Origin of the sequence: Citrobacter sp. MGH 55 (genome assembly GCF_016906145.1) — a bacterium.
Taxonomy (GTDB): Bacteria; Pseudomonadota; Gammaproteobacteria; order Enterobacterales; family Enterobacteriaceae; genus Citrobacter_A; species Citrobacter_A amalonaticus.
In genome coordinates this window covers 3,679,868-3,692,062 of the sequence record NZ_CP070239.1, presented here as the reverse complement: position 1 = coordinate 3,692,062, position 12,195 = coordinate 3,679,868, and the positions used below count along the sequence as shown (strand labels likewise).

General features: G+C 54.3%; 9 protein-coding genes. 3 read left to right on the top strand and 6 right to left on the bottom strand.

Features of this window, described 5'->3' with window-relative positions; translation table 11 throughout:
* Positions 1 to 35: 35 nt before the first annotated feature.
* Entirely contained in the window at positions 36 to 563 is a 528-nt protein-coding gene (gene cybB, locus JTI98_RS15125) for a cytochrome b561 (RefSeq protein WP_058588108.1), read from the bottom strand.
* A 189-nt stretch (positions 564 to 752) separates the two neighbouring features.
* On the opposite strand from cybB, the gene gap reads away from it, so the two are divergent.
* Positions 753 to 1,754, top strand: coding sequence for a type I glyceraldehyde-3-phosphate dehydrogenase (gap, locus tag JTI98_RS15120; protein WP_216081457.1), 1,002 nt, complete (start codon positions 753 to 755; stop codon positions 1,752 to 1,754).
* A gap of 39 nt (positions 1,755 to 1,793) precedes the next feature.
* Here gap and aldA read toward each other — a convergent pair whose 3' ends face one another.
* Both aldA and JTI98_RS15110 read right to left on the bottom strand, forming a co-directional pair.
* Entirely contained in the window at positions 1,794 to 3,233 is a 1,440-nt protein-coding gene (gene aldA, locus JTI98_RS15115) for an aldehyde dehydrogenase (RefSeq protein ID WP_216081456.1), read from the bottom strand.
* Between the two features lie 197 nt (positions 3,234 to 3,430).
* Complete coding sequence (locus JTI98_RS15110) at positions 3,431 to 4,225, bottom strand: YdcF family protein (protein WP_044257960.1); 795 nt, start codon at positions 4,223 to 4,225, stop codon at positions 3,431 to 3,433.
* Positions 4,226 to 4,616: 391 nt separating this feature from the next.
* On the opposite strand from JTI98_RS15110, the gene JTI98_RS15105 reads away from it, so the two are divergent.
* Positions 4,617 to 5,936: an MFS transporter gene (locus tag JTI98_RS15105; RefSeq protein ID WP_058588111.1), complete on the top strand. Its 1,320-nt coding sequence runs from the start codon at positions 4,617 to 4,619 to the stop codon at positions 5,934 to 5,936.
* A 126-nt stretch (positions 5,937 to 6,062) separates the two neighbouring features.
* Here the strand turns inward: JTI98_RS15105 and hrpA are convergent, their stop codons facing one another.
* Positions 6,063 to 9,965 (bottom strand): ATP-dependent RNA helicase HrpA, encoded by a 3,903-nt coding sequence (gene hrpA, locus JTI98_RS15100; RefSeq protein ID WP_216081455.1) that lies wholly within the window; start codon positions 9,963 to 9,965, stop codon positions 6,063 to 6,065.
* Between the two features lie 201 nt (positions 9,966 to 10,166).
* On the opposite strand from hrpA, the gene azoR reads away from it, so the two are divergent.
* Positions 10,167 to 10,772, top strand: coding sequence for an FMN-dependent NADH-azoreductase (gene azoR, locus JTI98_RS15095; RefSeq protein WP_043000613.1), 606 nt, complete (start codon positions 10,167 to 10,169; stop codon positions 10,770 to 10,772).
* A 36-nt stretch (positions 10,773 to 10,808) separates the two neighbouring features.
* Here the strand turns inward: azoR and JTI98_RS15090 are convergent, their stop codons facing one another.
* Together JTI98_RS15090 and JTI98_RS15085 are read right to left on the bottom strand one after the other, a co-directional pair.
* Positions 10,809 to 11,219, bottom strand: a complete 411-nt coding sequence (locus JTI98_RS15090; protein WP_043000612.1) for a GFA family protein — start codon at positions 11,217 to 11,219, stop codon at positions 10,809 to 10,811.
* Positions 11,220 to 11,233: 14 nt separating this feature from the next.
* The gene (locus JTI98_RS15085; RefSeq protein ID WP_216081454.1) at positions 11,234 to 12,109 is read right to left on the bottom strand and encodes an aldo/keto reductase family oxidoreductase; all 876 of its coding nucleotides are present in this window, start codon (positions 12,107 to 12,109) and stop codon (positions 11,234 to 11,236) included.
* Between the last annotated feature and the right edge of the window lie 86 nt (positions 12,110 to 12,195).

Sequence of the window (12,195 nt, the reverse complement as noted above, 5' to 3'; positions counted from 1 at the left end):
GCGCGGGAAGCGCTCCCCGCGCCTGTATAATCACGCTAGCTTTTACGCGGCATCATGCGCAGCAGCGTGTTGTCCTTCCAGAAATAGTGGTGCAGTAGCGCGGCAGCGGCATGCAACGCAATCACAAAATAGCCGAGATTGGCCAGCGTGATGTGCCAGGATTTCAGCGTATCCACCAGGTCAAAATTCCCTTCTGCCGCGTGCGGCATCACCAGACCAAAGGCCATCCACGGATTACCGCGGTTGTACATCATCACCATGCCGATCAATGGCAGCGCGATGAACAGCAGATAAATCACCAGGTGTCCAAGATGCGCCAGTCCGGTCATTATCGGCTTCGGTTTGGGCACGATGGGAGGAGCCGGATATTTCAGCCTGATCAGCAGACGCGCCACCATCAGCACCAGAATCGCTATCCCGCTAGAAACGTGAATCATATTAATGAGGGGACGATCGCTGCGAGGAAAAAAGCCCCGAAACTCCATCGCACAGTAAGCGACAATCACCAGTAAAAAGACCAGCCAGTGGATGCCAATCTGCAGGCTTGAGTACTTATTGCCCATAACACTTCCTGAGTAAAAAACAATAAAGCGACAACATAGCGATCTTTCCTTAAAAATTCATTAACTTTTCTACGCCGCATTTCAGACAGTTAGGGTTAACGGCAAGATGTGCGATTGCTCACCCCGGCATCCTGGACTATGCCTGGTAGGGAAAAAAGAATGTCCGCTACATCCTCACAGGAGTTAATCATGAGTAAAATTGGCATTAACGGTTTTGGTCGTATTGGTCGCCTGGTATTGCGTCGGTTACTCGAAGTCAAAAGCGCTGTTGATGTGGTCGCGATCAACGACCTCACCTCCCCTAAAATCCTTGCCTATCTGCTAAAGCATGACTCTAACTATGGTCCGTTCCCCTGGAGCGTGGACTTTACCGAAGACGCGCTGATTGTTGACGGGAAAACGATCGCGGTTTATGCAGAAAAAGACGCCAAGAATATCCCGTGGAAAGCGAAAGGAGCGGAAGTCATTATTGAATGCACCGGCTTTTATACCTCAACTGAAAAGTCTCAGGCGCATATCGATGCTGGCGCGAAAAAAGTGCTGATCTCTGCGCCGGCTGGCGATATGAAGACCATTGTCTACAACGTTAACGATGACACGCTGAATGCCAGTGATGTGATTGTTTCGGTGGCTTCCTGCACCACCAACTGCCTGGCGCCGATGGCGAAAGCGCTGCACGACAATTTTGGTATTAAAGTGGGCACCATGACCACCATTCACGCCTACACCGGCACGCAGTCGCTGGTGGACGGTCCGCGTGGCAAAGATCTGCGCGCATCGCGTGCGGCCGCTGAAAACATCATTCCGCATACCACGGGCGCGGCAAAAGCAATTGGTCTCGTTATTCCGGATCTCAGCGGCAAGCTGAAAGGTCATGCTCAGCGCGTGCCGGTGAAAACCGGTTCTGTCACTGAACTGGTGTCGATTCTGGCTAAGAAAGTGACGGCGGAAGAGGTTAACAACGCGCTGAAGAAAGCCACGCACCACAATGAATCTTTTGGCTATACCGATGAAGAAATTGTCTCCTCAGACGTTATCGGTTCGCACTTTGGTTCTGTGTTTGATGCCACCCAGACCGAAATTACCGAGGTGGGCGATCTGCAACTGGTAAAAACCGTGGCCTGGTACGACAACGAATACGGATTCGTGACGCAACTGATCCGTACCCTTGATAAGTTCGTCAAACTTTAAGCATAAAGGCGGAGTGAAACCTCCGCCCTGCTTTGCCGATCAGGACTGCAAATAAACCACCTGGGTTTGCAGATACTCGTTCAGCCCGTGCTTGCCATCTGCGCCGCCAATCCCCGACTTACGCCAGCCCGCGTGGAAGCCCTGCATCGCTTCAAAGTTCTCGCGATTAATATAAGTCTCACCAAATTTCAGCCCGTTAATGGCTTTCATCGCGACGTTGAGATTCTGCGTATAAATAGACGATGTCAGGCCGTAATCACTGTCATTAGCCATCGCGATAGCCTCCTCCAGCGTGTTGAAGACCACCACAGGCAGCACAGGGCCAAAGGTCTCTTCGTGCATGATGGTCATCTCCTGACGAACATCCAACAGCAATGTTGGCGGATAGAAGTAACCTTTGCCCTCAACGGCTTTGCCGCCGAGCGCCACCCGTGCCCCCTCCTGTACCGCCCTCGCCACTTTCTGCTCCACACGTTGCAGGGCCGCGGCATTGATCAGCGGCCCCATGGCGATATCGTTACGCTCGCCTGGATTCCCGAACTGTACCGCTTTCAGGGCTTCGCCCAGGCGGTTCACGAACAGGTCATAAATTCCTTTTTGTACGTAGACACGCTCCGCGCAGTTACAAACCTGTCCGGTATTGATGACCCGAGAATCCACAATCGCTTTGACCGCCAGTTCAAGATCGGCATCATCCATCACAATCGCTGGCGCCTTGCCACCCAACTCCAGGCACACTTTGGTGATATTTTTCGCCGCAGTCGCCATAATCTTTTCACCTGCTGCCACGCTGCCGGTCATGCTGACCATCGCCACTTTCGGGTTACCGGCCAGTTCCTGGCCGACGGTTTCACCACGCCCCAGCACCAGGTTAAACACACCACGCGGCAGACCAATCTCATCAACAATTTTGGCAAACGCAATCGCGTTATTGGGCGTGAATTCGCTGGGTTTAATCACGATGGTGTTCCCGGTCAACAGGGCCGGAGCCAGCTTACGGGCGATCAGGAAGAACGGGAAATTCCACGGCAGGATCCCGGTGGTAACCCCCAGCGCGCGCTTAAACAGCAAGATATTCTCGCCAGGACGATCGCTTTGCAGTATTTCGCCTTCATAACGACGAGCCCACTCCGCCATATAGTCGAGATAGTCGGCAGTAAAAGAGACTTCCACCTCGGCCAGTTGCTGAACTTTTCCTCCTTCAGCCACAATTAAGGCACTGATTTCGCCAGCACGTTCACGGATCCCGGCGGCAATTTTGCGCAGCCAGCCAGCACGAACGATCGCTGGCAGCGCTTCCCACTCAGCCTGCGCACGGTCCGCCGCTGCAATGGCTTTGCGCGCGTCTTCTGCACGACCATCAGGAATACGCGAAATCACCTCTTCCGTCGCCGGGTTGATGACGTCAATCCAGGCATCCTCGTGCCAGGTCACAAACTGTCCATCGATATACATAGGATGTTGTACGGGTACTGACATGCGCTACTCCTGTGATTGAATTGTTTTTAACAAGTGAAACTATTGTTAATAAACATCAATCATGCCTCAGCGATCCCGGCTGGTGTCGTGATTCTGTGAACTGCTTCATAAAAGAGAGGGGTCAGGCTGGGGAGAACGAAAACGCAGGCATTTTTGTTTTGCCCGTTTGAGAGAAAACACTCCCAAACGGGCAGGTGTTAGCGTAACGAACGGTGGTTCATCGCCTCATTCAGCGCCGCATCCTGTTGCAGGATCTGCCACGCGGCCTCGACCTCCGGCGGAAAATCCACATGCACAATGAAGTCACGCCCCCGAGGTCCATAGCCGGTGTCATCATTGCGCAAGCGCGGGATTTCGCCCACCACCAGCGCTAAATAGCGATCGATGCTCCACAGGCCGCCAGGGTCATTAGCAAATACAATATCGTCCTCCTGCTGACACAAAACAGGCGTAAATCCCGGATGGCTCAGCCAGCGCGGTGCGTCCGGATCGTCACGGGTTACCCGGCGAAAGGTCGCTACGGTACGCCGCTGCATCGTAGGATCCTGTACCACAATGGCCGTGTTAATCGGTGTTGCGGCCTGCGCGATCATTTGCGCGCTAAAACGGGCGTTCTCTCCGCAGTTAGTTGACTGATCTTCCAGCCAGATTTTGTCTGCGGGAATGTGCCAGAACTGCCGGGCAATATCCGCCAGGATGGCGGCTTCGGCGCGTCCGGTCGTCTGGATCGTGTTGTAACGGGGATGTTGGGCAACGGCGGCATACAGGAAGGTCGTGGAGTGACCAATCCCACCAGCGATCAGCAGCGGAACCTCTTGCTGTTGGGCTATCTGGCAGGCCGCGTCAATTGTCGGGATGACGGCATTGCCCGCCAGTACCACACAGTCTGCCGGGTAAGCAGGCCCGCCGCAGAAATCATCCTGCGCCAGCCACTGCCCCACCGTATTGATCGCCTCAAGGGTGGTGGCGGAAAGTCTCGGGAACGGTTGCATCATTAAGCTCCTCCTCTTATTTCAGCAGAGTACCGCACCCACGCTGAATAAACAGTAGATCTCTCTGAAAGGCTGATGATTGATATTTCGACGCTTTTTTTGTCATCTCAGTGAAATAACACAAAACGTCTAAAAATCGGGCGGTTGCACCTGCACATTATCCTGTTTAATTATCAGAATATGAATAATTAACGTCATTTATTCTGCAATTACAGAAATTCATCCTGGCAAAATGCTCTCTTTTTAGCCCATTACGGCGTACCTCCTCTTGTTAAATGTTACTAACACACCTAGTTTGATTAACAATTTCACAACCTTTTAACGTAACAGGTTGCACCTGCCGCACTGCCAGGTGACACCTTTTTTGTTCTCTGGCGGAGGTTTACAGTTAATGACGACCCATGAAAGCAGTACGGTTATTCTGAAGAAAAATAAGAAGGTACTTGTCGCCAGTCTGACCGGCAGTGCGATTGAGTGGTTCGATTACTTTCTGTATGGCACCGCGGCTGCGCTGGTGTTTAACAAGATTTTCTTCCCGATGGTCGACCCGGTAATCGGTCTAATCCTCTCGTACCTCTCCTTCTCGTTGACCTTTTTTATTCGCCCGATTGGCGGGGTAATTTTCGCCCACATCGGCGATCGCATCGGGCGTAAGAAAACGCTGGTGCTGACGCTTTCCCTGATGGGCGGCGCGACGGTGATGATCGGTCTACTGCCCACCTATGAGATGATCGGTATCTGGGCCCCCATTCTGCTTATCCTGATGCGCATCATTCAGGGGATGGGCATTGGTGGCGAATGGGGTGGCGCACTCCTGCTGGCCTATGAATACGCGCCGGAAAAACGCAAAGGCTTCTTCGGCAGTATTCCCCAGGCGGGCGTGACCATTGGCATGCTGATGGCGACGTTTATCGTCTCGCTGATGACCCTGTTTAGCGAGGAAGATTTCCTCTCCTGGGGCTGGCGTATTCCCTTTCTGCTGAGCTCCGTGCTGGTGCTGTTAGGACTGTGGATCCGTCGGGATATCGATGAAACGCCAGACTTTAAGAAGGTCAAAGCGACGGGTCAGGTTGCCAAAGCGCCGCTGCGGGATACGCTGACTCGTCACTGGCGTGAAGTGCTGATTGCCGCAGGTTTGAAGGTGGTGGAAACCGCGCCGTTCTACATTTTCTCAACGTTTGTGGTCAGCTATGCCACCAGCACACTGAGTTATCAGAAGTCCCAGGTGCTGGAAGCCGTCACCGTGGGTGCACTGATTGCTACGGTGATGATCCCGCTGATGGGGCTGCTGTCGGACAAAATTGGCCGCAAACGGATGTATGCCATTAGCGTCACCCTGCTTGGCCTGTTTATCGTGCCATGGTTCCTGTTGCTCAATACCGGTACTACCTGGGGCATTATGCTGGCGACAATTGTGATGTTCGGCGTGCTGTGGGCGCCAGTGACGGCGGTACTGGGGACATTGTGCTCGGAAATTTTCAGCGCTAACGTTCGCTACACCGGCATCACCCTCGGTTACCAGATTGGCGCAGCGCTGGCGGGCGGTACCGCTCCCCTCATCGCTACCGGGTTGCTGGCAAAATATGACGGCGACTGGGTGCCCGTGGCGTGGTATCTGCTTACCACCGTGGCGATATCCCTGGTTGCCATTTTCTTTGCCAGTCGGGTGAAACATAGCCCGGCGATCAACGCTCAGCCTAACGAATTGTAATCTCTTCGCGGCCAGATCCTCTGGCCGCTTCTGTAACAATACGGTACAGACTCGAACGTCTCACCTGCGTCCGATGGCGCTGCGCTTATCGGGCCTACGGACAGTATATTGCCATCCGGTACTGAATTACCCGCTAATCTGTTCCATCGCCTGCAGGATACGTTTATTCGAAATGGGATACGGCGTCCCCAGCTGTTGAGCAAAATAGCTAACCCGTAGCTCCTCAATCATCCAGCGGATCGCTTTCACCTCCTCGTCTTCGCGTCGCGCCGGCGGCAGCTTGTTGAACCACTGCTGCCAGGCCTGCTGTACGCTTTCGACTTTCAGCATCTGCGCGCGATCGCGATGGGGATCAATCGCCAGTTTCTCAAGACGTTTTTCAATCGCCTGCAAGTAACGCAGCGTATCGCCAAGACGACGGAAGCCGTTGCCGGTGACAAATCCGCGATACACCAATCCGCCCATCTGCGCTTTGATGTCGGAAAGCCCCAGCGCCATCGTCATGTCCACGCGCCCCTTCAGGCGTTTATTAATGTTAAAGACGGCGGTCAGGATCTGTTCGACCTGCTTCGCAATCTCCACAACCGTCTCATTCAGCTCGGCGCGAACCTTCTCATGCAGCGCGGCAAAACTCTCTTCCGTCCAGACCGGACCACCGTTAGCATCAATCAGCTTATCCACGCCGCAGGAAATACAGTCGTCAATCAGTTCCAGCACTTTGCCGTACGGGTTGAAGTACAGACCCAGCTTGGCTTTATTCGGCAGCTTCTCGTGCAGATATTTGATCGGCGACGGGATGTTCAACAGCAGCAAACGGCGTAAGCCAGACCACATCGCCTGCTGTTGCTCCAGCGGATTATCAAACAGTTTGATCGCCACGCTGTCGCGCTCATCCACCAGCGCAGGCCACGCTTTGACTTTGTAATTGCCACGTTTTTGCTCGTAGCTTTCCGGCAGTTGCCCAAAACTCCAGATGTGCAACCCACTCTGTTCAATGCCATCATCGGCCACCGCCGAGAGCGTCTCCTGCACTTTTCCTTTCAGCCGGTCTTTTAGCTCCTGTAGCGAGCGCCCTTCCTCCAGCTTCTTGTTTTTATCATCCACCACCCGGAAGGTGATTTTCAGATGATCGGGCACCTGATCCCAGTGCCAGTCCTCGCGGTCAACCGTCACGCCTGTCATCCGACGCAGCTCACGCTCCAGCGCGTCCAGTAGCGGCAGTTCCAGCGGCGTCACGCGGCCTAAAAACGCCTCGGCATAGTTCGGGGCCGGAACAAAGTTACGCCGCACCGGCTTCGGCAGCGATTTAATCAGCGCAATCACCAGTTCGCGACGCAAGCCCGGGATCTGCCATTCAAAACCATTTTCGTCGACCTGATTCAACAACGGCAGCGGAATATGTACCGTCACCCCGTCCGCATCCGCCCCTGGTTCAAACTGATAGCTCAACCGCAGTTTCAGCGAGCCCTGATGCCAGAAGTTCGGGTAATCCAGCTTGCTGATGTTGTCCGCGCCCTCTTTGATCAACATGCTCTTTTCAAAATTGAGCAGGTCCGGCGTCTCGCGGGTGGTCTTCTTCCACCAGTTATCAAAGTGACGGGCAGAAATGACATCATGGCTGATGCGCTGGTCGTAGAACTCGAACAGCGTCTCGTCGTCCACCAGAATGTCGCGGCGACGCGATTTATGCTCCAGTTCTTCCACTTCGGCACGCAGTTTGAGGTTTTCGCGGAAGAAAGCATGACGCGTCTGCCAGTCGCCCTCCACCAGCGCATGGCGGATAAACAGTTCACGGCACAGCGCAGGATCAATCTGGCTGTAGTTCACCTTACGCGCTGCGACGATCGGCAGACCGTAGACGGTCACTTTTTCCGTCGCCATCACCGCGCCCTGCGCCCGCTCCCAGTGCGGTTCACTGTACGAGCGTTTAATCAGATGCTGAGCGACCGGTTCCACCCACTCGGGATCGATGCGTGCTGCAATGCGCCCCCACAGACGGCTGGTTTCCACCAGCTCCGCAACCATTGCCCACTTCGGCGGCTTCTTGAACAAGCCGGAACCGGGGAAAATCGAAAAACGGGCATTACGCGCGCCGGTATATTCCTGCTTATCGGCATCTTTCATGCCAATATGCGACAACAACCCGGTCAGTAGCGCAATATGGATCTCGCGGTATTCCGCCGGTTCGCTGTTCACCGGAATACCCAGCTCTTTTACCACCTGACGCAGTTGGGTGTAGATATCCTGCCACTCACGCACGCGCAGATAGTTCAGATAGTCGGTCCGGCACAGGCGACGAAACGCGTTGGACGACAACGCTTTTTGCTGTTCGCCGAGGTAATTCCACAGATTCACAAACGCAAGGAAATCGGACTCTTTATCGTGGAAGCGACGGTGTTTTTCATCAGACGCCTGCTGTTTGTCCATCGGGCGTTCGCGCGGATCCTGAATCGACAGCGCCGAGGTAATGATCATCGCCTCGCGCACGCAGCCATGTTTTTGCGCTTCCAGCACCATGCGCGCCAGACGCGGATCCACCGGCAACTGGCTCAACTGGCGCCCCAACGGCGTCAGTTTATAGGCCGTCGCCTGTTCATCAGTGGTAATCGCACCCAACTCTTCCAGCAAACGCACGCCGTCCTGAATGTTGCGCTTATCCGGCGCTTCGACAAACGGGAACGCGGCGATATCGCCCAGCCCCAGCGCCGTCATCTGCAAAATGACTGACGCCAGGTTGGTGCGCAGAATCTCCGGGTCGGTAAACTCAGGACGCGACAGGAAATCATCTTCAGAATAAAGACGAATGCAGATGCCTTCGGATACACGACCGCAGCGCCCTTTACGCTGGTTGGCGGAGGCCTGCGATACGGGCTCGATCGGCAAACGCTGTACTTTGGTGCGGTAGCTGTAGCGGCTGATACGCGCCGTACCAGGGTCGATCACATATTTGATCCCCGGTACCGTCAGCGAGGTTTCCGCCACGTTAGTCGCCAGCACAATGCGCCGCCCGCTGTGCGACTGGAAGACGCGGTTCTGTTCGCTATTCGACAGTCGCGCATACAGAGGCAACACTTCCGTATGGCGCAGGTTGAGTTTATTCAGTGCGTCGGCGGTATCGCGGATCTCGCGCTCACCGCTCATGAAGATCAGGATGTCGCCGGGGCTTTCACGCCCCAGCTCATCTACCGCATCGAAAATGGCCTGCAACTGGTCGCGTTCGGTGTCATCGGCCTCTTCGACGATCGGTCGATAGCGGACTTCCACCGGAAAGGTGCGCCCAGACACTTCAATAATCGGCGCATTGTTGAAATGCTTCGAAAAACGCTCCGGATCGATGGTCGCGGAGGTGATGATAATTTTCAGATCCGGACGGCGCGGCAGCAGTTCTTTCAGATAGCCGAGCAGAAAATCGATATTCAGGCTGCGTTCGTGCGCTTCATCGATAATGATGGTGTCATACTGCATCAGCAGACGGTCCTGCTGAATTTCCGCCAGCAGGATACCGTCGGTCATCAGCTTCACCATCGTGTTATCGCTGACGTGATCGTTAAAGCGCACCTTATAACCAATGCACCCGCCCGGCTCTGTCTGCAGCTCTTCCGCGATACGGTTCGCCACCGTTCGCGCCGCCAGACGACGCGGCTGGGTGTGGCCAATCAGCCCTTTCACCCCACGCCCCAGTTCCATACAGATTTTCGGGAGCTGAGTGGTTTTCCCCGAGCCGGTTTCCCCGGCCACGATCACCACCTGATGGTCGCGAACGGCGTCGAGGATCGCCTGTTTTTTCTGACTGACGGGCAGGTTTTCCGGGTAAGTAATCTCTGGTCGCGCCGCTTCACGTAGCACAACTTTACCTGCTGCCTGTTCAATCTCTTTCGCCATCTCCTGGTAAATGGCTTGTTGTGCATCAGGATTTTTAACCTTCTTCACACCGTGCAGGCGGCGCGAAAAGCGCTGCCGATCGCGCAGCATTAAGGAATCTAACTGCTGCTGTAAGGCATGAAACGTGAATTTTTGTTGTTCTGTCATAGCGTTAAAAGGCAGAGCACTGCCTGGTTAAATCTCTTCTCAATGATAGGTATAGAGTACCACATCAGCACATTTTGTGTGTTGTTCAATAAATTCGAACATAGGATTCGATATATTGCGCTTTCTCTGCGACAGGATTGTGAATAAAGTGTCAACAAGCAACGGGGCACAGCCCATTCAAACACCTATAAGGAAACACCCATGAGCAAGGTATTAGTTCTCAAATCCAGTATTCTGGCAGGGTACTCTCAGTCTGGTCAGTTGTCTGATTATTTTGTTGAACAGTGGCGTGAAAAGCACTCTGCTGACGAAATCACCGTCCGTGACCTGGCTGCTAATCCGATCCCGGTACTGGATGGCGAACTGGTGGGTGCCCTGCGCCCGAGCGACGCGCCGTTGACGCCTCGTCAACAGGACGCACTGGCGCTCTCTGATGAACTGATCGCTGAACTGAAAGCACACGACGTGATCGTTATCGCCGCGCCGATGTACAACTTTAACATCCCGACGCAACTGAAAAACTATTTCGATCTGATTGCACGTGCTGGCGTGACGTTCCGCTACACCGAGAAAGGACCGGAAGGTCTGGTGACCGGTAAACGTGCGGTGATCCTCTCCAGCCGTGGCGGTATCCACAAAGACACCCCAACTGACCTGATTGCGCCGTACCTGAAAGTCTTCCTCGGCTTTATCGGCATCACCGATGTGAACTTCGTGTTCGCAGAAGGGATTGCCTACGGCCCTGAAGTAGCGTCTAAAGCGCAGTCTGACGCCAAAGCCGCCATCGATAGCGTGGTTGCAGCGTAAGTTCTCCCCCTCCCGCTCCGGCGGGAGGTTTTTTTATCACTTCGCCTGATAACGCAAATATCCCACCACGCCATTACTCGCACCATCACTCGGATGATTCACCCCGTCAGTGACTTCCACGCAGGCAAAATCAAACGGCGACACATTCTCAATGCATGCCACGTTCACGCCATACTGATCCGGACTGGAACGTCGCTGGTGGAAAGTGTAAATCCCACACACTGAACAGAAAAAGTGCCTTGCTGTGCCGGTATTGAAACGATACTCCGTCAGTTTATCCTGCCCTGAGAGAACCGTTATCCCCATCAACGGCGCAGAAACAACCACCGCACCGCGCATCCGACAAAATGAACAGTTACAACGCCGGATGGTATTGAACCCATCGCTAAGTTGAACGGTAAATTTGACAGCCCCGCAGTGACATTGCGCATTTCGTTTTTCAGTCATGGTCAACCTCCGCCTTATGCCTTTTGCGCAATACTGTCCAGGGTCGCCAGCACTTCCGCTGAAAGTGTCAGATCCCCTGCCGCCATATTTTCATGCAGATGCGTCACCGAAGAGGTACCCGGTATCAGCAAAATATTCGGTGAGCGATGGAGCAACCATGCCAGCGCAACCTGCATTGGCGTTGCATTGAGGCTTGCGGCCACGTCCGAGAGCGTTGAAGACTGTAGCGGCGTAAACCCGCCCAGCGGAAAAAAGGGAACGTAAGCAATGCCGTCTTCCGCCAGCGCGTCGATCAGCGCATCATCCTGACGATGGGCGATATTGTACTCATTTTGCACGCAGACCACCTCTGCGATGCTGCGCGCTTGCGCCACCTGGCTGGCAGTCACATTGCTCAGACCGATGTGTCTGACCAGCCCCTGCTGCTGAAGCTCAGCCAGCACGTTGAAACTCTCTTCAATGGAACCTTCATGCGGGCCGTGACCCTCGCCCAACATAATGCGTAAGTTAACGACATCCAGTACATCCAGACCCAGATTGCGCAGATTATCGTGAACCGCCTGCCTGAGTTCCGCTGGTGAGAATGCCGGTAGCCAGGAGGCATCGTCTCCACGGCGGGCACCGATTTTCGTGACAATCACCAGATCGTCCGGATAAGGATGCAACGCTTCGCGAATGATTTGATTGGTAACGTGCGGACCGTAAAAATCGCTGGTATCAATATGATTGACGCCCAGCGCGATCGCTTCCCGAAGCACCGTCAAGGCAACATGACGATCGCGCGGTGGACCAAAAACCCCAGGCCCCGCCAGTTGCATCGCCCCATACCCTATGCGTTTGACCTGACGGGAACCGAGAGTAAACGTTTCTGTGTTGCCGTGACTTGCCATAACTGCCCCTTCTGCTGAATAGCGCGTAAGAAAACAGAGTATAGAAACTTACCCTGCAAATTATTACGCGTCACCCAACAAAAAGG